The following is a 22,864-nucleotide window of genomic DNA, read 5'->3' as shown; positions in this document are numbered from 1 at the left end:
CGCGGTGGCGCCCGGAGCAAACGTCGTTTCATCACGGGGGTATGACCTCTCCGGCGCCTGCGGGGTTAGCTGTCGGGCTCGGGCTGGAGTTGCCCGGCGAACTGACCCAGGGGTCGTGAGTCGAGCCCTTGGCCCCGAAGGAACGCTTTGCGTTCCGCTTGGTGGGTCCCCCGCTCTTGTCATACGGACGTCTCATTCGACCCGGAGCGCTGACAAGATTCGGCGAACGCCCGAGACCCACCCAGGGACAGGCAGGTAACAAAACGGTAACGGCCACGGTGACCCCGGGGGATGCGCATCAGAACCGAATCCTGGCCGATCTTCATTGAACCTTCATAAAGGCCACGCAGCCATACGCAGCCCGTGGCTTGCGCAGGCCGTCTAAGCGTCTATTGGTTCGGGACCCACCATGTGACGGTTGTTCCGTGACCTGCTCCGGGGCTGGTGATCGAGAGGTCACCGCCGTGAGCCTTGACGATGCCGCGGGCGATCGTCAGACCCCACCCCGGAGCCGCCGCGCTGCCGATCGCGGGCCGTGTCCACACGGTAGAACCGTTCCAGAACATGCGTCGAGAGCTTCGGCAGGGATGCCTTCGCCGGTGTCGGCAAGCGTTACCACGACCCGCTCGCCTGGTGGACTGTGCAGCGATATGGTCACTTTCCCTTCCGCGTGGGGTGTACCGTAGCGCGTTGTCCAGCAGGTTGGTCATCACCTGGCCCAACCGATCCGGGTCCGCGCTCGACCACGGGCAAATCCGGCTTCAACGGATTCTCGCGAAGCGGACTCCCTTTGGCCGCGTAGACCGCCTCGTGTGCGGTGATGGCCTGCTCGAGGAGGCGTCCGAGGTGTACCGGTTCTCGAGCCAGTTTCAGGTGGTGTTCTTCGATGCGCGAGACGGTGCTGATGTCTTCGGCCAACCGTGCGAGCCGTTGGGTTTGTCCGCGCAGCATCTCTACGGTCGGCGGGTCCAGGTGAGTCACCCCGTCCTGTGTGCCCTCCAGGTAGGCGTCCAGGGTGGCGATGGGGGTGCGCATCTCATGGGCGAGGTCTCCCAGCATCTGCTGGCGGGTGGTCTCGGTGTCCGCGAGTCGGCCTGCCATCTGGTTGAACGAATCGGCCAGGACCTTGAACTCTGGACCCAGTGCCGGGGTTCGGACTCTGGCCTGGTAGTCACCGGCTGCGATGGTTGAGGCCGCTTCTGCTACCCCTCGCACCAGCCGCGCCACCCGCCGGGTGAGGTAGTAGCTAGCGGCTAGCGCGACCACGAGTGCAGCAGCCAGGGCCACCACGAGGGCGACCGTGATCGCGGAACGGAACGCCTCTTCGACGTGGATGGCCTCTTCGTCGGGGTTCTCGTGGCCGGCCAACACCATGTGCTCCCGAAACAGGGCGAGACCCACGATCTCAGTGACAAGGAGGATCGTCGCGAGTCCGACCAGGACGACCAGACCCTGCGCTATCAGGAGCCTGGTCACCAGACCTGTTGTCTGCAGACGTTCGCGAAGACTCACCGCCGACCCTCCTCCGGCGAGGTGGCCTGTTCGACGTCCAGTCGGTAGCCCACCCCCCGGACCGTGTGGATGAAGCGTGGGCTGCTGGCGGGGTCGCCCAGTTTGCGCCGCAGGTGGGCAACGTGGACGTCGACGAGTTGCTCGTCCCCGACCCAGGTCTCTCCCCAGACGCCGTCGATGATCTGGCGGCGGGTCATGGCCTGTCCCGCGTGAGCGGCCAACGCCTGCAGGATGTCGAATTCGGTGCGGGTCAGCACCACACGATCGCCATCCAGGTGGACCTCGCGGGCCGAGCCGTCAATGCTCATCGGGCCGATGACTTTCAGCTGGGTGCCGGTCGGTGGCTCCTTGGCGACCTGTCGCGGCCGCCGCAACATCACCTGGACTCGCGCCACGAGTTCGCGCGGGCTGAACGGCTTCGTCATGTAGTCATCGGCCCCCGCGCGCAACCCGGCTAGCGTGTCCAGCTCCTCGGCTCGTGCGGTGAGCATGACGATGTAGCAGTCCGAGAATTCGCGCAGCCCGCGGCAGACGTCCAGGCCATCTAGGCCGGGTAGCCCCAGATCGAGGATGACGACGTCGGGGTCCAACCGGCGAGACCGCTGCAGGGCTGTCGGGCCGTCATGGGCCACCGTGACTTCGTAGCCGTCCCTGCGTAGGTACCGGGCTACGACCTCGGCCAGGGGTTTCTCGTCATCGACTACGAGCACTCGAAATCCCCGGCCGGGTCCGCGCCCGGCTGGGGGGGTTGCAGGTCGGCTGTCATGGGCTGCTTTAGGACTTGACCAGTCGGGCGATGGCTTGTGAGGCCTCGTTGATCTTCTGCTCTGCCTCGGGTCCACCGGCTTTCGCGGCGCCGACGACGCAGTGTTTGAGGTGGTCATCGAGCAGGCCGAGCGCGACGTTCTCCAAGGCCGAGGTGAGCGCGCTGATCTGGGTGAGGATGTCGATGCAGTAGGTGTCCTCATCGACCATCCGGTGGATGCCTCGGGCCTGTCCTTCGATGCGCTTGAGACGGGCCAGGTAGCGGGCCTTGTCGCTGATGTAGCCGTGCGTGGCCTCCGTGAGTGGTGTGGCCTCGGTAGTCATCTGGATACTCCTGTCTGATGACGGGGGGGTCGCGACCTGGCCGGGTGGGCGGGTCATCGGGTGGCTGTGCTGGTCGAGGAAGGTCTTGGCGCTGTGCGCCGGTGTGAGGTCGAGCCGGCGCAGCAGCTGGGCGTTGAGGGCGACCACGACCGTGGAGGCGGACATCAGGATCGCGCCGACACTCATCGGCAGCACGAACCCGATCGGTGCCAGGACGCCCGCGGCCAAGCGGTACAGAGATGAGGTTGTAGCCGGCGGCCCACCACAGGTTCTGCTTCATCTTCCGGTAACTGGCACGCGAGAGCTCAATGACCGACAGGACCGAGCGTGGGTCCGAGGAGGCCAGGATCACCCCGGCCGAGCCGATCGCCACGTCGGTGCCGGCGCCGATGGCGATGCCGACATCGGCCTGGGCCAGGGCGGGTGCGTCGTTGACCCCGTCGCCGACCATGGCGACCTTGCGCCCCTCGTCCTGGAGTTCGGCGACCTTGGCGGCCTTGTCCTGCGGGCGCACCCCGGCGAAGACCCGGTCGATGCCCAGTTCTTTGGCGACGGTGTCGGCCACGGCCTGGGCGTCGCCGGTGATCATCACGACCTGAGCGCCGGCAGCGTGGAGCGCGTCGACTGCGTCTCGGGACTCCGGGCGGATCTCATCGGCCAGGCGCAGCGCGCCGATCACCTCACCGTCGGCCAGGACGTGCAGGATGATCGCGCCCTGGGCCCGCCAGGCCTCGGCGACCGGCAGCTCGGCGGCACCGTGCTGCTCCAGCAGGTAGGGGCCTCCGACCTCGATGACCGTCCCGTTGACGCTGGCTTTCACCCCGACTGCTGGGGAGGAGGAGAAGTCTGAGGCGGACGACACCGTCAACTCCCGGTCGCGGGCAGCGCCGAGGATCGCCTTGGCCAGTGGGTGCTCACTGTCGGATTCTGCTGCCGCGGCCAGGGCCAGCACCTCCTCCTCCTCGTGCCCGGTCAACGGGTTCGACGCCGGTGACGGTGGGTTCGCCCTTGGTCAGCGTGCCGGTCTTGTCGAAGAGCACGGCGTCGACGGTGCGCATCGACTCCAGGGCGAGGCGGTCCTTGATCAGGACGCCGCCTCGGGCGGCACGTTCGGTCGCGATGGACACGACCAGCGGGATCGCCAGGCCGAGGGCGTGCGGGCAGGCGATCACCAGGACGGTGATGGTGCGCACGACCGCCGAGTCCGGCAGGCCGATCAGCGACCAGATGGTCGCGGTGACCACCGCGGCGCCGAGGGCGAACCAGAACAGCCACGCGGCGGCCTTGTCGGCGATCCGCTGCGCGCGTGAGGTGGACGCCTGGGCGTCGGCGACCAGCTTCTGGATGCCGGCCAGGGCCGTGTCCTCACCGATGGCGGTGACCTCGACCCGCAGCCCGGAGTCGGTGGCCACGGTCCCGGCGACCACCTGCTCACCGCTCTCGCGCCGGACGGTCTTGGACTCACCGGTCACCATGGACTCATCCATGCTCGCCGAACCGTCGACGATCCGCCCGTCTGCGGGCACCGAACCGCCGGGGCGGACCAGCACGACGTCACCGACCACCAGATCGCCCGGGGCCACCTTGACCACCTCATCCCCGGAGACCTTCTCGGCCTCATCGGGCAGGAGTGCCGCCAGGGAGTCCAGGGCCGAGGTGGTCTGGGCCAGGGAACGCATCTCGATCCAGTGGCCCAACAGCATGATGACCACCAGCAGCGCCAGTTCCCACCAGAAGTTCAGCTCGTGATCGAGAACGCGCAGGCTGGCGCCCCACGAGGCGAGGAAGGCCACCGTGATCGCCAAGCCGATCAGCAGCATCATGCCGGGCTTGCGGGTGCGGATCTCTTCCACCGCGCCGGTCAGGAACGGCTGACCGCCCCAGGCGTACATGACGGTGCCCAGCACGGGAGAGACCCACCAGACCCACGCCGCCAGCAGGCAGGTCATACCCCAGGAGGTCGGCGAACATGTCGTTGAACCCCACGACCGGCACGGCCAGGACCAGCATGATCCAGAACAGTCGCCGGAACTGCCCCACGTGATCACCATGACCCGCGTGACCGCCATGACCTGATTCACCATGTGACCCGTGCGCACCCTTGGCGTCATGGTCGCTGTGCGCGTGGTCCGGGTGATCAACCCTCTGCTCTGCGTGGTGAGCATGCTCGTCGTCTGGATCAGTCTTTGGACCGCTGTGGTGATCGTCGGCGGGGTCAGGGCCGTGGTTCTGGTCGTCGCGCATGGTCATGCTCCTATCGCCTACCTGTCTTGGAGTGAGTCTGTGCCGCGTGTGGGGCTCCTGCGGTGGGGGTTTGTGCTCGCGGATGACTACGCGGCCGTGTAACGGTCGGGGTCGGCGTCGAAGAGGGGACCGCAGGAGTCACAGCACAGCCAGTAGCGGGTGCCCTGGTAGTCGCGGTACAGGCCGGACTCTTCGGCCTGGGCCTTGATGACCGTGGTGCCGACCATGACCGGGCACTCGGCGATGTCCTGTGGGCCGACTTGGGCCAGGTCGTCCTCGGAGCGGGCGTGCCCGCCGCAAGTTCCTGCGCCGGAAACTGCGTTGGTGTCCTGGTTGTCATGGTGGTGGGTGGTCATCTCTGGTTCCTTTCGGCGGTGTGCGCTCTCATGCGGATGTGGTGATGCGGACGGGCTCGGCGGCGCGGATCGCTCCGGCGGGCACGGCGGACTTCGATGTGAAGGTCCGCAGTCGCAGGCTGTTGGAGACGACGAAGACGCTGGAGAAGGCCATCGCCGCACCGGCGAGCATCGGGTTGAGCAACCCGAAGGCGGCCAGCGGAATCGCGGCAGAGTTGTAGGCAAACGCCCAGAACAGGTTCGTCTTGATCGTGCCGCAGCGTCCGCCGGGAGAGCCGGATCGCGTCGGCGGCCGCCCGCAGGTCACCGCGCACCAACGTGATGTCGGCGGCCTCGATGGCCACGTCGGTGCCGGTGCCCATCGCCAGTCCCAGGTTGGCCTGGGCCAGCGCCGGGGCGTCGTTGACCCCGTCGCCGACCATCGCGACGCTCTTGCCCTCGCCCTGCAAGCGGGCGACGACGTCGACCTTGTCCTTGGGCAGGACCTCGGCGATCACCTGCTCGATCCCGACCTCCGCGGCGACCTGCTGTGCGACGATCTGGTTGTCACCGGTGAGCAGCACCGGGGTGAGTCCGAGCTCCTTGAACTGGGCGATTGCTTCTGCGCTGGTGGGCTTGACCTCATCGGCCACGACCAGGACCCCGCGCGCGGCCCCGTCCCAGCCGACCGCGACGGCGGTTCTGCCCTGAGCCTCGGCCTCCCGCTTGGCCCCGGCCAGATGGCCATCGAGGTGCTGGGACCATTCCTGCAGCAGCGACTCGCGCCCGACCAGAACCGCGTGGCCCTCGACGACCCCTTGCACGCCCAGCCCTTCGACGTTCTCGAAAGACTCCGGGACCGGCAGTTCCCCGACCTCGGCGGTGGCGCCCTTGGCGATGGCCTGGGCGATCGGGTGCTCGGAGGCATCCTCCAGCGCGCCGGCCAGGCGCAGCAGCTCGCTCCCGGTCGACCCCCGCCGCCGGGACGGCGTCGAGCAGGGTCATCTTGCCGGTGGTGACGGTGCCGGTCTTGTCCAGCACGATCGTGTCGATGCGCCGGGTGGACTCCAACACCTCAGGGCCCTTGATGAGCACGCCCATCTGGGCGCCGCGGCCGGTACCGACCAGCAGCGCGGTCGGGGTCGCGAGACCGAGTGCGCACGGGCAGGCGATGATCAGCACCGCCACCGCAGCGGTGAAACCGGCACTGAGCGGGAAGCCCGCACCGATCCACGCCCCGAGCGTGGCAACGGCGATCGCGATCGCGATCGGCACGAAGACCCCGGACACACGATCGGCCAGGCGTTGGATCTCGGCCTTGCCGGATTGCGCTTCCTCGACCAGGGTGGCCATCTGGGCCAGTTGGGTGTCCGAACCGACCCGGGTCGCTTCGACGACCAGGCGCCCGCCGGCGTTGACCGTCGCGCCGGTCACCGCATCCCCTTCGGCGACCTCGACCGGCACCGACTCACCGGTCAGCATGGAGGCGTCGATCGCGCTGCTGCCGGAGATGATGATCCCGTCGGTCGCGATCTTCTCACCGGGGCGCACCACGAACTGGTCCCCGACACTCAGCTCCTCGACCGGGATGCGCTGCTCCCGGCCGTCGCGCAGGACCGCGACCTCCTTCGCGCCGAGTTCGAGCAGGGCGCGCAGGGCCGCTCCGGCGCGGCGCTTGGAGCGCTTCTCGAAGTACCGGCCCAGCAGCACGAAGGTGATGACACCGGCCGCGACCTCCAGGTAGATATTGCCCAGGCCCTCGGATCGGGAGACGGTCAGCTCGAAGGGGTGGACCACGCCGGGCTGGCCGGCGGTGCCGAAGAACAGCGCCACGACCGACCATGCCAGGGCAGCGGTCGTGCCCACCGAGATGAGCGTGTCCATCGTCGCCGCGCCGTGCCTGCAGGTTGACCCAGGCGGCCTTGATGGAACGGCCAGCCGGCCCACACGACCACCGGGGCGGCGAGCACAAGCGAGGCGAACCCCCAGTAGTCGAACTGCAGGGCAGGGATCATCGCCATCGCGATCACCGGCACCGCCAGGACCGCTGCGCCGATGAGGCGCTGACGCAGGCTGCGCAGCTCGGCATCCTCGGCCGAGCCACCCTCCCCGATCGCCTCGCCCGAGGCGTTCTTGGGTGGGGCCGGCAGGGCAGCGGTGTAGCCGGTCTTCTCCACCACGGCGATCAGCTCGCGGGGGTCGTAGCCCTCAGGTGCGGTGACCCGCGCCTTCTCGGTGGCGTAGTTGACGCTCGCGGTCACGCCATCGACCTTGTTGAGCTTCTTCTCGACCCGCATCGCGCACGAGGCGCACGTCATGCCACCGATCTGCAGCTCGATAGTGCTCGACGTCGGTGGGCTCACCCGTCGTGGTCATGGTCGTCTCCGTCCTCGTGTCCCGTGCCATCCCCGGCGCCCGTGTCAGTGGTGGTGGGCGCTTCGTCGGTGGTGGGCCCCTCCTCGCCGGACCCAGCCGTGGTGTCATCGTGTCCAGCACGAACGGGGCAGTGTGCACTTCCCCGGCGACCTGGAAGTCCAGGTAGAGCAGGTACCGGCCCGGTGTCGGGGCGCTCACCTCGAAAGCCACCTCCGGTCCCGAGGTCTGGCCGGGCTACGGGCTCCTCGCCGTGCGGGTGCACGTGCAGGTACGCCAGGTCCCCCTCGCGCAGCGCGACCAGGTGACCGTAGGCACCCAGGTAGGGCTCCAGCGTGGTCACCGGCTCACCGTCACGGGTGACCCGGACCGTCAGCGTGGAAGACGCACCGGCGGCCAGGTCTCCCTCAATCTCGACCTCGTATCCGTCGGTGCGGGCCGTCCTGGTCGGGTCGTCCGCCAACTGAGGGGTGAAGTCCCCGCCGACCTGCACCACGGTCGAGAGGGTGATGTCCTCACCGGTCGCGGTGGGCACGAACTCGGCATACACGCGGTGACTGCCCGCCTGCGGCCCACTGCCACGGGATGGACCACTGGCCCTGGCTATCGCGTTTCGGGTGCACATGACGGAATCCGGCACCGTCGGTGCGGACCACGATCAGGTGCAGCTCCTTCTCGTGGGACACGTCGAAGTCGGTCACCGGTTGACCGTTCGGACCTTCGATCGTGAGGGTGAGTTCCTGCTCCTCCGCCCACCTGTGGCTGGTGCGGTGACGCCGGTCAGCCGGTACCCGCCCGCAGCCAGAGACAGTCCGGCCGGCAGTGGTCGCGCTGCCTTGGTGAGCGGTCTCCATGTCGCTACCTCCTGCGTCGTTACCTCCTGCGTGGTCCCCGGCGTGATCGCCGGTCTGCTCGCGACCAGGACTGCACGACCCCATCCGGGACGACCGCGCCCGCCGTGGCGAACGCCACGGCGAACACGGTCACCAAGGTCAGCCCGTACAGGCCGAGTCTGGCTGGGGCACGCATGGTCAGTTCCGCGCTGCCTGGTACCCGGCCTCGTCCACCGCTGCGATCACCGCAGCGTCGTCAACAGGGCCGCTCTGCGGTAATCGGCAAGCGTGCCCGGTCGAGGCGCTGACGTCGATCTGCTCGATGCCAGGGATCTGGGAGACCTCCTCGCGGACAGCGGACTCGCAGTGCCCGCAGGTCATCCCGGTCACGGCATAGGTCTGAGTGGTGCTCATCGTGGGTGTCCTTTCCTCGTGGAATCTGAGCACCGTATACCCGTATGGGGTATCACGCAACAACTGGTGGTCCGCACCGTTCTGTTGCGGGTGGGGAAGGCACAGCCCGGCCTTGTAGCCTACGCGCCGTGCCACCCGGCAGCCCCTGCGGGCTGACCGGGATCTAGAGCCCTTGGAGCATCTGCTCCATCTCAGAGATCTCGGACCTGCTGGTCCTCGACGATCTGCTTGGCGAGCTCGAGTGCCTGCGGGTTCTCGCCGTTCTCCAGTTCGGACTGGGCCATCTCCACGGCGCCCAGGTGGTGTTCGATCATCAGCTCCAGGAACCGCTGGTCGAACTCCGCGGCCTGACGAGCGACCCCAGCTCGGTCATGGCCTCCTCCTGCGATCATCCCGTCCATCTGCATGCCACCGTGATCCATGCCGCCGTGCTCCGGGGCGGCGTCCTCGCCCCAGGCCTGGAGCCAGGAGGTCATCTCATCGATCTCTGGTCCCTGGGCGGCGGAGATGTCCTCCGCAAGGGTGCGCACCTGCATCGGTGTCCGCGTTCTCTACCGCGAGGTCGGCCATGTCGATGGCCCCTTCGTGGTGGACGATCATCATCTGGGCGAAGTCGGTGTCGGCCTGATTGTGTGTCTGGTCCACGGCAGCATCGGGTCCGGTCGTCGTGGCCCCAGCAGTAGAGGTGGGGGCCGTAGCGGTGGGAGTCGGCGATGCGGCTTCGTCCTCGGCGTTCTCTCCGCATGCGGTGAGGCCAAGGGTGAGGAGGCCAGCGACTGCGGTGGTGGTCACGCGGCGTGCAAACGTCACGGGATCCTTCTTCATCGGCGAGTTGGGGTCACTCCCGAGTCAACAGGCCGAGACAGGCACCGACCGCACTGACGTCCGGACCTTCATCAACTCTTCATGGAACGGGTGACGGGCTACGCCGAAGGCGTGGGTTAGCGTGTTCATGGCCGTTCCGCCCGGGCCCGTGACAGGCCCGTATCCGGTGAGAATCAGGCCGATCGTCTCGGCCCCACCCCTCGCGCCCACATGGGACGGGGGCCCGCGTTCCCAGAAAGGCTGTTTGTTGCCCCGTTTGCGCGTCCTCGCAGTTGTTGCCGTTGGTTTGATGGTCGTTGCCGGCTGTTCTTCGCAGGCTCCCGGATGCCGACAACCAGATCCTCAGCTCCCACGACCTGGTGGGGATGGAAGCGACCGAGATCATCGAGCACCTGGATCGGCTAGATGTCGAGGATCGTCCGGCGGACCTGATGGCATCAGTCCGCGTCGATGAACTGCAGCTCTCGGCCGGGACAGAAGAGATAAGCCTCGACCTTCCCGAAGACCGCTTCTACCTCTCGTTCGCGCCCTACGTGAACCAGACCCACGAGTGCTACTACCACAGCCTCACCACCTGCCTGGGAGAACTGAGCAACGAGGACGTCCAAGTCACCGTCACCAACGATGCCGGCGAGGTCGTGGTCGATGAGGAACTGACCACCTTCGACAACGGATTCGTGGGCCTGTGGTTACCTCGTGACCTCCAGGGAACACTGCGCGTCTCAGCCGAAGATGGAACGGGGCAGGTTCCGGTCTCGACCGGAACTGACGACCCCACGTGCCTGACCACGATCCAGCTCACCTGAGGGCGGACCTGAGGCGTCCCACCGAGCGCACGTCCTGACGGGCATCGGCCGGAGGCTCGCGCAGCATCTCCAGAGCGACAAACAGGGTCGGACTACCACGAAGAACATCTACCCATGCGTCCGAGTCACCCACACCCACCATGAGGACAACATCCAGATCGGTGTCATACGGGATCAGCCCCAGTCGCACGAAGTCCGCGCTGGCCGCATCCAGCTCGCGCAGCACCCTGACTTCACGTGCATCAAGGCCCGCCAGGACCACGTCTACCCCGGCGCATGCCTCCCGGCGCCCGACTGGATCACCAAAGCCGGAATAGTACGCGGCGAAGATGCTGGGAGGAGCCGCCTCATAATCATCGACCCACGCCCTCTCCCGTTCCAGGCCGACCGGAACGTCAGCAAGCAGCCGGTAGGCAGCCGTTGTCGAAACGACGTTCAGCATGTGTGCGACCTTAACGCTGACCACCACCGCCACCCTTGCCCTCCACGTTCGGGGCAAGAGTCCCGGCCGTCCAAGTCTCGATCCAATAGCGACGGTACTGACGGCCGTAGTCATTCGCGCGTACGTCTTCAAGCACGCCACCGCAGCTCTCGATGACCCGCCACGATGCGGTGTTGTCCTCGTAGCAGGTCGCAAGGACTCGGTCGAGGTCGTGATTGCGGGCGATCGGAAGGGCCTGGCGAATACCCACGATGCAAGCCCCCGCCGCCTCGCTGAAGGACGGACGCCATAGCCGATGTGCCCGCCCCTGTGAGTCAACGCAGGAGTCAGCGTGTGCCGCAGAAGGATCGACCCCAGGTACTCCTCCCCCGTGCACAATCCAGCGGTAGGTGCACGTCGGCTGCCCCGGAGAATGCTGGTGCGTTTCAGAGGCCAGCAGGTGCCTCACCCAAGCCGCGAACCCGTCTTCGGTTTCAATCCGGCTGGCAGGCCGGATCCGTCATGCTGCTTGCCGTCCCACTCATGATGGGACTCCAGGAACGAGGAGTGGTAGCGGTGATGCGGAACGGCCAAGTCGACCATGGTGCGAGTCTCCTCTCACCCGAACGTCGTCGGCAACCGCAGGGCATCCCGCAACTTCTCCCCGAAGGAGCATCGTTCATCAACGTGAACCCACCGGGCGTCTAGGTGCCGCTGGTAGAGGCGGTCATCACTGAACCGCGGGAGCACGTGGACGTGAAGGTGCCAGACATCCTGGCCACCTGCAGGTTCATTGTGCTGGCGCGTTGAAGTCCCCTCGCAGTCATACGAGAAGCGCATGGCCTTGGCGACCTGTTGCGTGAGGTCCCAGACCGCGTAACCGTCTTCTTGTCCATCTCGTAGAGGTTCTCTACGTGCCGTCGGGGTATGACGAGAGCGCCACCCGCGTTGGCTGGCCACCATTTCGGTGCGATGCGTGCGTAAGCGCGGTCGGTTACGGTAACCACGTCGCTGGGCTGGTTGCGGTCGTTGAATATGCCAGCCTGGAGGCGACAGAAGGGGCAGCCGTACCCGGCGGGTTCGTGAGTGGGTGGTCGCACTCAACGATGCTCCCATCCCTCGCGATCTCTGCACGACCAGGCGGAAGAACCCAGATTGTGCAAGGTTCGCTGCTGACCGTCATGCAGTCTTCGCCGTATCTCGACATCAGATGTCGAGATGCAGTGAAGTTCGCATAAGCGACGCTTGTATGCGGCATAGCGTTGATGGCCGGACAGGATGGCGGTATGACACCGAGCATGATCCGTGTCCGTGAGGCACTGCAGGAATCTTGGAGCCCCGCAACGGCTTTCCGTGGGGCCTCCAGGCTGGGTGTGCCGTCCCTGGGTCAGTGCTACCCCACGTCCCGGGTGTTGCAACTCCTGTATCCCGTGCTGGAGATCGTTGAGGGCCGTGTGTGGACGGGGATCGCAGAGGAGAAGCATTTCTGGAATCTGCTCGATACCACCGTGGGCGAGGTCCACGTCGACCTGACGTGGCAGCGGTTCCCTCCTGGCTCGGTCGTCTGCGACTGGCACGTCCGAGACCGTGCCACGCTCAATGACAGTGAAGCGACCGTGCAACGGGTGGAGGTTCTCCTCCAAAGAGTCCACCGACGTCTCGACCAGCGCGAGCATCGAAGGTCAGCCAATGCTCGACATCCTGGGGCGGGCCTAGCGCAGTGACGCGTACAGCCCGTATCTCAGGGACGCTTCGTGTCCAAAGCTCCGGCCGGCCACGTACGACGTTGTGCTGAGTCGGCACGTCCTTTGGGCGCTGCCAGACCCGCTCGCCTCGATCACCACGTGGGTCGACCTGCTCAAGCCCGGCGGGCTCCTGATGCTCATCGAGGGAAGATGGAGTACTGGTGCCGGGCTGACTGCGGTCGAGGCCGAGCGGATTGTGCGAACGGCTCGTGCCGAAGTCACCGTCCGACCCATGCTCGACGCGGTGTACTGGGGCAAGGAGATCCAGGATGAGCGGTACCTACTGGTCAGCCCCTCCTAACGCGCGCGTGCGATGGCAGAGTCGGAACATGCAAGGTCGGTCGAGGCTGGGTGTGCAACCTTCGGTGCATCTCGACAGTCGAGATGCGGCCAATCTTGCGCAGCGACATCCCCTACGTAACATCCCCCGCGCGACGACTCTTCAGCCTCCGTCAGAGCGTCCGCACCCACTCGTGGTCGGGAGCCATGCGTGCGATGGTGTCCCGGAGCCAACGTCTTGCATTGGAGTCGAGTCGCGGGAGAGCCACTTCGGCGTCGCGACGGTCCTTGTCCCGGACCTGAGCAGCCTTGAACATGAGCGTCACTTCGGGCCGGGCATAGCGCAATCCATCCGGTGCGACCCAGGTGACGTCCTCGAGGTCCTCGATGTGCGCGAGGTGACGCTTGTTGGTCCAGTGGCCGTCGGTATCGGGAGTAAACGGAACGTCGAGAACCCAAGGCGAATGGGCGTCGCGGCGCACCCACACCTGGCTGTCGGCACGGACATTGGTGAAGCGGTGGTCGAACGGCCGGAACCAACTGTCGTCGACATTCCAAGGCGTCCAGCGGTCACCGAGGAAGAGCCTGAAGGCCTCGGCATCGCTTGACAGGATCGAGATGTCCATGTCCTCGTGGTGCCGGGAGACGCCTGTGAAGGCCTCGATACTCCAGCCGCCGATGATCCACCACGGCCGGTCGAAGCCGTCCATGAACGCCGCGATCGTGGTGGGGTCAAGAGGGTCCCAGCCGCCGTACCAGCGGTGGAATTCCTCCGGCCCGAGCGGGCGGACAGCGCGAGGTTCTGCAGAGGGAGGTTGCTGCGGCACGGTCAGCCAGGCTACCTGCTGCGCGGGTTTGGTCCAGGCGATCGTACGGCGGAAGCCGAGTTGGTGCCGCATCGATGCTCCCGGCATGAATTGCACCGCAAACTGCTGCGGAGCCCCTACTTTGCACGACCCCCGTCGGGAAGGGCTGGTCGTGCAAGGTTCACTGGAACCGTCGCGCAATCCTCCCTGCATCTCGACATCAGATGTCGAGAGGCAGCGACGGTGTCACAGACTGAGTGCGTCTGTGTCCGCCGCGTCGAGCCCGCAGACCTGAAGCAGCTCCTCCCGATGCTCCTGGACATGGGGTTCGTCGATGATGAGTCAGCGCTCCGCGACCGATTTCCCAAGTTCTGCGTCTCTGCCGACCATCCGATGTTCGTGGCCGTCGCTACAGACGGCACGCTCCTGGGCTATGCCGCACTGCACGATCTGGGACAGCACCTGCGGTCCGGCAACACGCACCGCACGGTCAAGCTGGACGATCTCTACACCTCCCCCACTCGACGACGTCAGGGAGTGGCCAGATGTCTGATGCATGCCGTAGAAGCGTGGGCTCGCTCGCAACCCGTGCGCTACGTGTTCTGGTACGCCAACCAGGGACAGGCCGCCGCTGCATATCAAGCCATGGGCTACAGGCCTGAGGGGTCTGGCCAGGAGGGGTTCGACTTCTACGAGATCGACCTCGGAGATCCAGGAGACCGGCTGGCACACCCGCGCCGAGGGACGTAGCCGCACATCCGCTCTTGCCGCGAGGCGCGCTACTTTGCTCAGCTTGTGCCGGGGGAGACCCTGATCGTGCAGGATTCGCCGGGGCGGCTGCGCAATGTTCACTGCATCTCGACAATGGTGGTCGGGCAACGCCCAGCGAAGAACTGCACCAGGGTCGCAGAAGGTATGACATCAAGTCCGCAAAGGGTAGTCTTCAACAGTCGCAAACGGTGTCGTAGGCGCGTGGCGTACCTTCCACGCACTTGAGTGGCCTATCCGTCTCGGACGCCGCGACAGGATTCCTGGCGTGCTCAAGCGTGGCGACCGGGTCATCGACGAGCTGATCGCACTGCGCTAGGTGCCGCTGTTGGAGATGTGACCACACTCCGGATCGGTCGACGACGGCGGTTACTGCCCAGCGGGCATGCCGACGCCGGGCAGGTCGCTGAAGCGTGCCTTGCCGTCGCGAGTCACGACCTGGCGCCCGGTCTGCCGTGCGTGCGCAGCGATGATGAGGTCGTGGGCGCCACGAGGTTTCCCTGAGCGACGAACGTGGTCGAGCAGCGCGGCGTGTTCCGCCGCGGTCGACCTCGTGTACGGCAGCACCTCGATCGTCTCCTCGACGTCCTGGATGAATTGCTCACGCGCCTGCCGCCTGGCAGTGTGCGCCGCCAGGGCGCCATGCCGCAGTTCGGCGAGTGTGACCGCAGCGATGGCGATGTCGTCGGACTCCGAGATCCCGGTGACGCGCTCCCCGTGGCGGCCGAGTTGGATCAGGGCGTTGGTGTCGAGGATCAGGCGTGCCATGGGTCTGCTGTGTCCACGATGAGAAGGGGGTTTGCGCTCGTAGCCTCGGCAGCGAAATCGTCGTCGAGCGGCAGACGTCCGGCGCGGCGGGCGAGGAAGCCGGCGACGGTGCGTGTAGTCGCCGGCACGATACGAGCCACCACCCGGCCGTCACGCTCGACGGTGTACTCCTCCCCGTCATGCTCAACGCGGTCGAGCAGCCTGGAGAACCCCCGGGACGCCTCTCGTGCGGTGATTGTGGTCATGACACCGATCCTACACCTGTGTCAGACAAGTCAGACGGACGGAGGTCCGCGACGAAAGACGCGACTGCGGTTACTCCCCAGCGGGTATGCCGACGCCCGGCCGGTTGCCGAAGTGTCCGCCACTTTGCCCCAGGACCGGCGGGCCCGCACTCGACCCGTCGGGGCTAAAGGACTCAAGATTGGTCTCTATGACTCTTGCCAGACTCATGCCCGCCGACGAGGTCGTGGGGGTCGTCGAGTGGTTGATCGCCCGCGGTGTGACCTACCAGATCAACGGAGGATGGGGCGTGGATGCCCTGGTCGGCCGCGAGACCCGAGAGCACCGTGACCTCGATCTCTTCGTCGACTCGACGACGGTCCCCAGCTTCCTGCAGTGGCTCTCTGCCCGCGGCTATCACATCGTCGAGGACTGGCTACCCATCCGGGTGGAGCTTGCCAGCGAGGACGGACGTATCGATGTCCATCCCATGGAACTCAGAGTCAACGGTGATGGCATCCAGCAGGGCTTCGGTCAGGACGTCTTCGTCCACGCAGCCCGGGATCGAGTGGTGGGCGTCATCGGTGGCGTCGAGGTCGTGGTGGCGTCCGCGGCTCGACAGCGGCAACTGCGCACCGGCTACGACGTTCGATCTGTCGACCTACATGACCTCGAGATCATTGACCAACTATGACCCGCGCTCGACCCGGTGTCGAAGGAGAGCCGCCACTACCCCGGGTGCAACCAACCAGGCTGTCAGGACCATGCCGTGCGAGGCGACTATGACCCCCGCCGAGGAGTCGGCCCGCACTGCTGCGTCGAAGCGTTCCGGCCGCTTCGGCTGGGTCTCCCATTCTTCATGTCGACTCCATCGAGCTTTGCAGGGGCAGGGCAGCGACGGCCTCTTCGTTAGATTGATTGCCATGGAGGATGGCTGGCCGCTTCATGTGCTCGCCGCCGGGGTTCTCGTGTGGAGCGTCGACGGGACGCTACTGATGGTCCAGACGCACAATCGGGACTACCTCATCCTGCCTGGCGGCCTGATTGAAGTGGGCGAGTCCCCGACGGAGGGGGCCCGACGCGAGGTTCAGGAGGAGGTGGGCCTCACCGTTGAGATCGGGTCGCTCTTGGCCGTTCAGCATGTGGTCACTTCAGAAGGTGGGCCAAGTTCGGTGCAGTTCGTCTTTGACAGCCGCCCCCTGCATCGTGACCCTGTCCTGTCCCTTCAGCGAGAAGAGATTGTCGGCGCTTTCTGGCTCTCTCCTGAAGAGGCAATCGGACGAACCTCACCCGCCGGAGCAACCAGACTCGCGAGCGCCTTCGAAATGCTGGAGACCAGCGCTGGCATCCCCGTTGGATCCTCACCCCCGCAGTGATGATGCAGGCCCGCGGGTCGTGCGCCGCCGCTGCTCACTCAGGCCCGTCCGGGGCTTCCGCGAGTTCCCGGGCAATCCCCGTAGCGCAGGTCATCACGCGGCTCTTCAGGGCATAGGCGAGGGCTCGGCGGCGGATCCCACCCGGTGTGCGGGTCAGCAGCCAGTCCCACTCGTAGGTCACGGCGGTGCCTGACGCGGTGGGCGCAACCTGGATCCCCAGGCGCTGCCGAGACGGGCGGCGGCGGCCCAGTGGTTGTCCGACCGACTCGGTCGTGATCTCCCACGTCACGCTGCCCGGGTCTTCGGTGGCCGCGAGCCGGTGCGACGAACGTCGCCTCCGGACTCCGAGCGCCGCTGCCCAGCGGGCGGGTGCCGGGTCCGTCACGGTCACTGTGCCGGCGGCATCGATGGCACGCACGCCCTCGTGATCGTTCCACCGGCCCCACTGTGCCGGGTCGGACAGGAGGGCCATCACCCTCGTGGGCGCCACGGGCAGGTGCCACGGCACCGTGACCCGCAGCCAACGACCGGCCTCGTCAGAGACCAGTGTGGGCGTGTGCTGCGAGGCGACGGGGGAGCCGTCGATCGTCGCCAGGTCCTCACGCCAGGCCGTCGCGTCGACCGCGAGCCGGCCCAGCGCCTCCTCCACGAGGCCGTCGGGGGAGTTGATGGTGGCCAGGAGGATGTGCCGGTCGTCGTCGTGCTCCCTCACGTCGCCCAGCACTCGCATGGCGGGCTCGGAGAACTCCACCTGCGCGGACCCGGCCTCCCGCAGTGGTCGGGTGTGGGGGTGCAACTGATCGGTGTGAATCCCCAGCGCGGAGATCCGCTCCGCGCGCGCTGCGCCGATGGCCGACCGTGCGGAGTCCAGGTCGACCCCCGCCGAGGCAAGGAGGCGACTGGAGGCTCCGCCGGTCGAGAAGAGCGCGAGGAAGAGGTCCTCCACGCCGATCATGGGCCGTCCGGCACGGAGGGCCTCCTCGCGGGCGGACAGGGATAGCCGTTGCGAGCTGTCGAAGATCGCAGCCATGGTGCTCATCGGGAAGTCCTCCTCGGGACGGGAATGCTCGGGTCGATCCGCTTGGCGTACTTCTTGTGCACGGCCTGCCGGGTGACCCCCAGGCCCTCGGCGACCTCATGCCAACTCATCCCGGCGCGCAGTGCCGCCTCCACCTGGCGCAGTTCCAGCGACTCCGTCAAGGCACGCAACGAGGCCACGGCCCGCAGCCCCTGCAGCGGGTCGGTGGTGTCGGAGGCGATGACCGCAACGCTCTGAGCTGACATGTAAGCAACCTTGGTTGACTGGAAGGAGTTTGTCAACTTGCGTTGCTTAACGGTTAGCGCTTGGCCGCTGCCCTACTCCCCTGGGTGGCACCGACCATCTGGCTCAGGTCAGCAGCCACCACCACACGGCCACACAGGTGAGGCCCATCAGCAGGACGTTTAACGGAGCCCCGACCTTGGCGAAGTCGGTGAACCGGTACAGCCCGGTGCCGAAGACCATCGTGTTGGTCTGATAGCCGATCGGCGACAGGAAACTGGTCGATGCCGCGAAGATCACGACCAGTGCGACCGCCAGCACGTCGATGCCGAGGGAGTCCGCCATGGCTACCGCGACCGGGATCGCGATGACCACCGTGGCGTTGTTGCTGACCAGCTCGGTCAGGATCGTCGTCGCCAGGTAGAGGGCGAGGAGGACCACCAGCGGGTGCCAGCCCGATGCGGCATCGCTGAGCAGGCCGGCGGCCCGATCGGCGGCGCCGGACTTGGTCAGCGCGATGCCCAGCGGGATCATGCCGGCCAGCAGAAAGATGACATCCCACGAGACGCTCGGATACATGTCCTCCTTGCGGAGCACCCCGGTGAGGACCATCACGACGACGCCGACCAGGGCGCTGATCACGATCGGCAACGGTGTCAGGGCGGCGGCGCCGACGACGCCGGCGAGCACCGAGCCGGCGATCCACATCTGCCGGGTACCGAAGTCGTTGTCGAACTCGTCGAGCAGGATGATCTCCGGACGGCGCCGCAGCCGCTCCAGGCTGCGCGTCGGGACCTGGACCAGGACTATCTCACCGACGTGCAACTGCTCCTCGGCCAGACGGTCCGCACGCGGGTGGGCCATCTCGACCCCGACCAGCCGTCCGCCGACCCGGCCCGCGAGGTCCGCGTCCCGAGCGGCAAGTCCGTTGAACCACCGTCGGTCCTTGAGCAGCACCCGCACCAGGGTGCTGTCGTCGTCGGGGGTGATCCGTCGGCGGCTCACGAGGTCGGAGATCACCTGCACCGTCTCCGAGTCGGCCAGGTCCATGACCTGGATCGGGGTGGCCCGCACGAGCAGCACGTCACCGGCCTCGACCGTGACCTCGTCCGGGTCCCGGTCCGCTCGACCCGGGTCCTGCTGCGCAGCCTGCCCACCACCCCGGGCGGGTTCGCGGTCCCTGCTCAGTCGCACCACGTCGACGCCGGCACGCGCCTCGAACTCCGCCTCGGCCAGCGTCTGACCCACCAGGTCGCTGTCTCGCGGCACCATCAGCTCGACCAGGAAGGTCTGCTCCTCGTCCTCGGCGCCGGCACCCTCGTCCCGGGAGGGCAGCAGGAACCGTCCGACCGTCATGAAATAGAGCAACCCGACACCCAGCACAAGCGCACCGAGGGCACTGAACTCGAACATCCGCAGCTCGCGGCCGAAGGCCGGCTCCTCGCGCAGCAGGCTCGAGGCCAGGATGCTGGTGGAGGTGCCGATCAGGGTCAGCATGCCGCCGAGCTGTGCGAAGAAGCTCAGCGGCATCAGGATCCGACTTGCTCGCAGGCGTAGTCGCCGCGTCAGGTCGATCACCATGGGCATCGCCACCGCCACCGCGGCGGTGTTGTTGATGAACCCGGAGAGCACGCCGACGACGACCCCGATCACGACGACCAGCCGCAGCTCTGAGGATCCGATGAGGGGCGCCAGCCGGTTGGCGACGACATGGATCAGACCGGAGGCCTGCACCCCTGCGGACAACATGAACATCGCCAGGACGGTGACCGTCGCGGGGTTCGACAGTCCGGACAAGCCTTCTGCCACGGTGGGGAACGCCGCCGGGAGATCGATCCCCCGATCCTGGAGCCAGGTGGCCTGACCGATGAACGGGATGACCATCAGGACCAGGAGGACCAGGAGCGCGGTGATGTCAACGGGCAACCACTGCGTGGCAAAGAGCACCAGGGCGGTCACGACGACGGCGAGCACCAGCATGATCTCGACGGTCATCGGGTCCCTTCCGTTGCGGAGATCGCACCGCCGAGGGTAGCCGCTATCGGTCCGTCCGGAGCCTCGTGATCCAGACGACGGCGACGGCAAAGGTCGCCCCGCCCGCGACCAGGGGGGCGGTGAGGGACACGGCATCGGCGAGGACACCGCCGACCACCCCGCCGAGGGCCAGTCCGCTGAGCGCCAACACCCGCGCCCCGGCATACACCCGTCCGCGCAGCCCGGCAGGCACCAGACGCTGCCGCAGCGAGGTGGCGGCGACGCTGTAGACCGTGGCGTGCAGGATGTACAGCGCCAGGAGCACCCCGGCGACGTAGGGGTTCGTCGTGAACGCCAGGGCGACCAGGGTGACCGACCCCAGGGACATGCTGGCGGCCATCGTCGCGCGGTAGCCGATGCGCCGGCGCACGCGGGCCGCGATGCCCGTGCCGACGAGGCCACCGAGGGCGCTGAACGCCAGGAGGAGGCCATAGCCCGAGGCCGTCAGCCCGAGCCGCTGCAGGGCATACAGCACCAGGATGGAGAACGGCACCATGTAGGCGAAGTTGGCCAGCGCGCTGACCCCCACCAGGGTCCGGATCTGTCGGTGACCGAGCATCCACCGGAGGCCCTCGCGGGCCTCGGCCCACACCCCCGGACGGTGCGGAGCCTCGGTGGTGGGCAGCGTCGTGGCCACTGTCGTCCTGCGCGGCAGGAAGACAAACACGAGCGCGGCCAGGCAGTAGAGCGAGCCGGTCGCGACCACCGCGAGACCGGCCGCGAGGCCGAACAGCAGACCTCCCAGCGGTGGGCCGGCGAACTCGTCCGCCACAAGCTGGGCCGCCGCGATCCGGCCGTTGGCGCTGTCCAGCTGATCGTCCGTGACGAGGTCGGGCAGGATCGCGACCGCGGCGTTGTCGGCGACGTTCTCCAGCACCCCGACCAGGCAATACACGGCATACAGCACCCAGATGGGGGCCGCCCCGGCGATCAGCAGCCCGGCCAGCCCGACCAGGGCCAGCCCGCGCAGCAGGTTCGCGGTCCACAACAGGGTGCGACGGTCCCGCCGGTCCACGTGCACCCCCACCGGCAGCGCCACCAAGAGGCGGGTCAGGGCGTATGCCGTGGCCAAGCCGGCGATCACCGTCGGGCTGGTGGTCAGGGAGGCGGCCACCAGCGGGATCGTGACGAACGCGAGACCGTCGGCGAGGTTGCCGAAGGAGTTCCCCACCCAGAGGCGACGGAACGCCGGACCCAGTCGCACCGGCCCGACGCTACCGCGGGAAACCCGGATGCTGTGCCCCCGGGGGATCGCTACGGTCGGGTCCATGTCCACCGACAGCTTCGTCCCGGCCGACTTTGACCCGCCGACCTCCCTGGCCACCGACTGGTTCCGGCTCGAACCACTGGGGCCTCGGCACAACGAGGCCGACCTTGCCGCGTGGATGTCCAGCGTGGACCACATCCGTGGCACCCCGGGATACCCCGACGGCACCTGGCCGCCCCACGACGGCTTGACACCCGAGGCCAACCTGGCAGACCTCACCCGCCACGAGGCCGACTTCGCCGCCCGCAAGGGGTTCACCTTCACGGTCCTGGACCCGGTCGACGACCGGGTCATCGGGTGCGTCTATCTCTACCCGCCCGAGACCGAGGAGCACGACGTCTCCGTCCAGTCCTGGGTGACCGCCGACCGCGCGGAGCTCGACGGTCCGCTCGCCGACGCCGTCGCTGCGTGGATCGAGACCGACTGGCCGTGGGCACGGCCGGATCGCTACGGGCGCTGACCGCCGGTCGTGACAACCCATTGGGCTAAGACGACCGTTGGGCGATGACGACCCACTCCCGGCCCGGACGGTCGGGGGCGTCACGGACCTCGCGGATGGTGAAGCCGGCCTCGGTCAGGGTCCGCTCCAGGTCGGGCATCGACCGGAAGATCAGCGTGGACTCGCTGGGCACGATCGTGCCGTCGGGCAGCGCGTTGTCGGAGCGGAAGGTGACAAAGGGTTCCTCCACCCGGACCAGCTCGAAGGTGTCCCGCACCTCCCCGACGCCCTCGACTTCGTAGACCGAGGAGCCCCACTCCGCCCACTCCTCCCAGGCCCGGCGCTCGGGGATGCGGGTCTCGAAGACGAGGTGCCCGCCGGGGACGAGCACGTCGCGGACCGCGCGCAGCGAGCCGAGCCACTCCTCGTCGGTGAGGAACACCTGGGCCACGTTGCCGGTCATCACGGCCAGGTCGGCTGGCAGGTGGGACCCCTGGGCGTCCCAGCGGTCGGACCCGTCGCCGCCCGGCGAGTGAGGGCCTGGGAGCAGTGCGGGCAGGGCCTCGGCGGTCCCGTGCACCCACCGGACCCTCTCGGCACCGGCCTTGGCGCGCGCCACGTCGAGCATGGGGCCGGCCGGGTCCACTCCCGTGACGGCAATCCCGCGGCCCGCCAGCAGGATGGCGAGCACCCCGGTGCCGCAGCCGACATCGATGACCGAGCGGGCGCGGAGCTCCTCGACGATGGCGGCGTAGTGATCCAGATCTTCGCGCGAGCCCTCCGCGATGTCGTAGATCGCGGCGGACAGGGGGTGGTCGAACACGTTGGCCCGTATCTCGTCAGTCATCAGCGCGATCGTTCACGCCTGGCGCAGCCGGGGGCAACCGGATTTCGTGACGACAGGGCTGATCCGTCCTGCGGTCAGCGGCACGACGGTGTGGTCGCTGTCACCCACAGGAGTCTTGCCGTCCGGTGTCGTATCCGGCAGGCCCCGTTCGTGGAGATGATGTACGGACGGCCACCCGGGCCGTCCCAGGAGTGGCGCCG

Annotated in this window: 27 protein-coding genes, 3 pseudogenes and 1 riboswitch; of the genes and pseudogenes, 8 read left to right on the top strand and 22 right to left on the bottom strand. The window is 67.4% G+C overall.

The window, feature by feature from the left end; genetic code table 11:
- Positions 1 to 39: 39 nt before the first annotated feature.
- Positions 40 to 232: riboswitch (cyclic di-AMP (ydaO/yuaA leader) on the bottom strand.
- A 157-nt stretch (positions 233 to 389) separates the two neighbouring features.
- The 5 genes and pseudogenes from AC1QRC_RS02880 to AC1QRC_RS02860 all read right to left on the bottom strand — a co-directional run.
- On the bottom strand, positions 390 to 710 hold the full coding sequence (locus tag AC1QRC_RS02880; protein ID WP_484205340.1) for an ATP-binding protein: 321 nt from the start codon (positions 708 to 710) through the stop codon (positions 390 to 392).
- Positions 655 to 1,512 (bottom strand): histidine kinase dimerization/phospho-acceptor domain-containing protein, encoded by an 858-nt coding sequence (locus AC1QRC_RS02875; protein ID WP_484205339.1) that lies wholly within the window; start codon positions 1,510 to 1,512, stop codon positions 655 to 657. Before AC1QRC_RS02875 ends, AC1QRC_RS02880 begins: the two co-directional genes overlap by 56 nt.
- Complete coding sequence (locus AC1QRC_RS02870) at positions 1,509 to 2,222, bottom strand: response regulator (RefSeq protein ID WP_484205338.1); 714 nt, start codon at positions 2,220 to 2,222, stop codon at positions 1,509 to 1,511. Before AC1QRC_RS02870 ends, AC1QRC_RS02875 begins: the two co-directional genes overlap by 4 nt.
- Before the next feature lie 64 nt (positions 2,223 to 2,286).
- Positions 2,287 to 2,601 carry a metal-sensitive transcriptional regulator gene (locus AC1QRC_RS02865; RefSeq protein ID WP_484206560.1) on the bottom strand — a complete coding sequence of 105 codons (315 nt, stop codon included), beginning with the start codon at positions 2,599 to 2,601 and terminating at the stop codon, positions 2,287 to 2,289.
- 69 nt (positions 2,602 to 2,670) lie between these two features.
- Positions 2,671 to 4,611, bottom strand: a pseudogene (locus AC1QRC_RS02860) (heavy metal translocating P-type ATPase); the annotation flags it as partial.
- A gap of 81 nt (positions 4,612 to 4,692) precedes the next feature.
- Here AC1QRC_RS02860 and AC1QRC_RS02855 point away from each other — a divergent pair.
- Positions 4,693 to 4,947, top strand: coding sequence for a hypothetical protein (locus AC1QRC_RS02855; RefSeq protein ID WP_484205337.1), 255 nt, complete (start codon positions 4,693 to 4,695; stop codon positions 4,945 to 4,947).
- Here AC1QRC_RS02855 and AC1QRC_RS02850 read toward each other — a convergent pair.
- The 7 genes and pseudogenes from AC1QRC_RS02850 to AC1QRC_RS02820 all read right to left on the bottom strand — a co-directional run bounded on the left by AC1QRC_RS02850 (position 4,932) and on the right by AC1QRC_RS02820 (position 9,625).
- Positions 4,932 to 5,201, bottom strand: a complete 270-nt coding sequence (locus AC1QRC_RS02850) for a hypothetical protein (protein WP_484205336.1) — start codon at positions 5,199 to 5,201, stop codon at positions 4,932 to 4,934. The two genes, AC1QRC_RS02855 and AC1QRC_RS02850, sit on opposite strands and share 16 nt — an antisense overlap.
- 28 nt (positions 5,202 to 5,229) lie before the next feature.
- A pseudogene (locus AC1QRC_RS02845) lies at positions 5,230 to 7,498 on the bottom strand (heavy metal translocating P-type ATPase).
- 41 nt (positions 7,499 to 7,539) lie between these two features.
- Positions 7,540 to 8,088, bottom strand: coding sequence for a hypothetical protein (locus AC1QRC_RS02840; RefSeq protein ID WP_484205335.1), 549 nt, complete (start codon positions 8,086 to 8,088; stop codon positions 7,540 to 7,542).
- Positions 8,069 to 8,254, bottom strand: a complete 186-nt coding sequence (locus tag AC1QRC_RS02835; protein WP_484205334.1) for a hypothetical protein — start codon at positions 8,252 to 8,254, stop codon at positions 8,069 to 8,071. The genes AC1QRC_RS02840 and AC1QRC_RS02835 overlap by 20 nt, the downstream gene beginning before the upstream one ends.
- A gap of 330 nt (positions 8,255 to 8,584) precedes the next feature.
- Positions 8,585 to 8,800: a heavy-metal-associated domain-containing protein gene (locus AC1QRC_RS02830; RefSeq protein WP_484205333.1), complete on the bottom strand. Its 216-nt coding sequence runs from the start codon at positions 8,798 to 8,800 to the stop codon at positions 8,585 to 8,587.
- Positions 8,801 to 8,991: 191 nt separating this feature from the next.
- Positions 8,992 to 9,330 carry a DUF305 domain-containing protein gene (locus tag AC1QRC_RS02825; protein WP_484205332.1) on the bottom strand — a complete coding sequence of 113 codons (339 nt, stop codon included), beginning with the start codon at positions 9,328 to 9,330 and terminating at the stop codon, positions 8,992 to 8,994.
- Complete coding sequence (locus tag AC1QRC_RS02820; protein WP_484205331.1) at positions 9,278 to 9,625, bottom strand: DUF305 domain-containing protein; 348 nt, start codon at positions 9,623 to 9,625, stop codon at positions 9,278 to 9,280. Before AC1QRC_RS02820 ends, AC1QRC_RS02825 begins: the two co-directional genes overlap by 53 nt.
- A 365-nt stretch (positions 9,626 to 9,990) precedes the next feature.
- On the opposite strand from AC1QRC_RS02820, the gene AC1QRC_RS02815 reads away from it, so the two are divergent.
- On the top strand, positions 9,991 to 10,431 hold the full coding sequence (locus AC1QRC_RS02815) for a CueP family metal-binding protein (protein ID WP_484205330.1): 441 nt from the start codon (positions 9,991 to 9,993) through the stop codon (positions 10,429 to 10,431).
- Here AC1QRC_RS02815 and AC1QRC_RS02810 read toward each other — a convergent pair.
- Both AC1QRC_RS02810 and AC1QRC_RS02805 read right to left on the bottom strand, forming a co-directional pair.
- A complete protein-coding gene (locus AC1QRC_RS02810) occupies positions 10,424 to 10,873 on the bottom strand; it encodes a hypothetical protein (protein ID WP_484205329.1) in 450 nt (149 codons plus the stop codon). The two genes, AC1QRC_RS02815 and AC1QRC_RS02810, sit on opposite strands and share 8 nt — an antisense overlap.
- A gap of 597 nt (positions 10,874 to 11,470) precedes the next feature.
- Positions 11,471 to 11,692 carry an HIT family protein gene (locus AC1QRC_RS02805; protein ID WP_484205328.1) on the bottom strand — a complete coding sequence of 74 codons (222 nt, stop codon included), beginning with the start codon at positions 11,690 to 11,692 and terminating at the stop codon, positions 11,471 to 11,473.
- Between the two features lie 425 nt (positions 11,693 to 12,117).
- Between AC1QRC_RS02805 and AC1QRC_RS02800 the strand changes: the two genes are divergently transcribed.
- Complete coding sequence (locus AC1QRC_RS02800; RefSeq protein ID WP_484205327.1) at positions 12,118 to 12,576, top strand: YunG family protein; 459 nt, start codon at positions 12,118 to 12,120, stop codon at positions 12,574 to 12,576.
- A gap of 49 nt (positions 12,577 to 12,625) precedes the next feature.
- A pseudogene (locus AC1QRC_RS02795) lies at positions 12,626 to 12,898 on the top strand (class I SAM-dependent methyltransferase); the annotation flags it as partial.
- A 151-nt stretch (positions 12,899 to 13,049) separates the two neighbouring features.
- Here the strand turns inward: AC1QRC_RS02795 and AC1QRC_RS02790 are convergent.
- Positions 13,050 to 13,775 carry a nucleotidyltransferase domain-containing protein gene (locus tag AC1QRC_RS02790; RefSeq protein ID WP_484205326.1) on the bottom strand — a complete coding sequence of 242 codons (726 nt, stop codon included), beginning with the start codon at positions 13,773 to 13,775 and terminating at the stop codon, positions 13,050 to 13,052.
- Positions 13,776 to 13,925: 150 nt separating this feature from the next.
- Between AC1QRC_RS02790 and AC1QRC_RS02785 the strand changes: the two genes are divergently transcribed.
- Positions 13,926 to 14,432, top strand: coding sequence for an N-acetyltransferase family protein (locus tag AC1QRC_RS02785; RefSeq protein ID WP_484205325.1), 507 nt, complete (start codon positions 13,926 to 13,928; stop codon positions 14,430 to 14,432).
- A gap of 387 nt (positions 14,433 to 14,819) precedes the next feature.
- On the opposite strand, the gene AC1QRC_RS02780 is transcribed toward AC1QRC_RS02785, so the two are convergent.
- Both AC1QRC_RS02780 and AC1QRC_RS02775 read right to left on the bottom strand, forming a co-directional pair.
- Complete coding sequence (locus AC1QRC_RS02780; protein ID WP_484205324.1) at positions 14,820 to 15,218, bottom strand: type II toxin-antitoxin system VapC family toxin; 399 nt, start codon at positions 15,216 to 15,218, stop codon at positions 14,820 to 14,822.
- Entirely contained in the window at positions 15,206 to 15,463 is a 258-nt protein-coding gene (locus AC1QRC_RS02775; protein ID WP_484205323.1) for a type II toxin-antitoxin system Phd/YefM family antitoxin, read from the bottom strand. The genes AC1QRC_RS02780 and AC1QRC_RS02775 overlap by 13 nt, the downstream gene beginning before the upstream one ends.
- A 206-nt stretch (positions 15,464 to 15,669) precedes the next feature.
- Here AC1QRC_RS02775 and AC1QRC_RS02770 point away from each other — a divergent pair, with 206 nt between their 5' ends.
- Both AC1QRC_RS02770 and AC1QRC_RS02765 read left to right on the top strand, forming a co-directional pair.
- Positions 15,670 to 16,134 carry a nucleotidyltransferase domain-containing protein gene (locus tag AC1QRC_RS02770; protein WP_484205322.1) on the top strand — a complete coding sequence of 155 codons (465 nt, stop codon included), beginning with the start codon at positions 15,670 to 15,672 and terminating at the stop codon, positions 16,132 to 16,134.
- A gap of 88 nt (positions 16,135 to 16,222) precedes the next feature.
- The gene (locus AC1QRC_RS02765) at positions 16,223 to 16,816 is read left to right on the top strand and encodes an NUDIX domain-containing protein (protein ID WP_484205321.1); all 594 of its coding nucleotides are present in this window, start codon (positions 16,223 to 16,225) and stop codon (positions 16,814 to 16,816) included.
- 34 nt (positions 16,817 to 16,850) lie between these two features.
- Here AC1QRC_RS02765 and AC1QRC_RS02760 read toward each other — a convergent pair whose 3' ends face one another.
- The 4 genes from AC1QRC_RS02760 to AC1QRC_RS02745 all read right to left on the bottom strand — a co-directional run bounded on the left by AC1QRC_RS02760 (position 16,851) and on the right by AC1QRC_RS02745 (position 21,315).
- Positions 16,851 to 17,855 carry an SRPBCC family protein gene (locus AC1QRC_RS02760; protein ID WP_484205320.1) on the bottom strand — a complete coding sequence of 335 codons (1,005 nt, stop codon included), beginning with the start codon at positions 17,853 to 17,855 and terminating at the stop codon, positions 16,851 to 16,853.
- Positions 17,852 to 18,100, bottom strand: coding sequence for a hypothetical protein (locus AC1QRC_RS02755; RefSeq protein ID WP_484205319.1), 249 nt, complete (start codon positions 18,098 to 18,100; stop codon positions 17,852 to 17,854). Before AC1QRC_RS02755 ends, AC1QRC_RS02760 begins: the two co-directional genes overlap by 4 nt.
- Positions 18,101 to 18,203: 103 nt before the next feature.
- Positions 18,204 to 20,072 (bottom strand): SLC13 family permease, encoded by a 1,869-nt coding sequence (locus tag AC1QRC_RS02750; protein WP_484205318.1) that lies wholly within the window; start codon positions 20,070 to 20,072, stop codon positions 18,204 to 18,206.
- Between the two features lie 43 nt (positions 20,073 to 20,115).
- A complete protein-coding gene (locus AC1QRC_RS02745) occupies positions 20,116 to 21,315 on the bottom strand; it encodes an MFS transporter (RefSeq protein ID WP_484205317.1) in 1,200 nt (399 codons plus the stop codon).
- Positions 21,316 to 21,379: 64 nt separating this feature from the next.
- Here AC1QRC_RS02745 and AC1QRC_RS02740 point away from each other — a divergent pair, with 64 nt between their 5' ends.
- Positions 21,380 to 21,838 (top strand): GNAT family N-acetyltransferase, encoded by a 459-nt coding sequence (locus AC1QRC_RS02740; RefSeq protein WP_484205316.1) that lies wholly within the window; start codon positions 21,380 to 21,382, stop codon positions 21,836 to 21,838.
- A gap of 25 nt (positions 21,839 to 21,863) precedes the next feature.
- Here the strand turns inward: AC1QRC_RS02740 and AC1QRC_RS02735 are convergent, their stop codons facing one another.
- Positions 21,864 to 22,664 (bottom strand): class I SAM-dependent methyltransferase, encoded by an 801-nt coding sequence (locus AC1QRC_RS02735; RefSeq protein WP_484205315.1) that lies wholly within the window; start codon positions 22,662 to 22,664, stop codon positions 21,864 to 21,866.
- Positions 22,665 to 22,864 lie beyond the last annotated feature (200 nt).

This window comes from Ornithinicoccus sp., from assembly GCF_057176825.1.
This window is presented reverse-complemented; position numbering and strand designations above follow the sequence as displayed.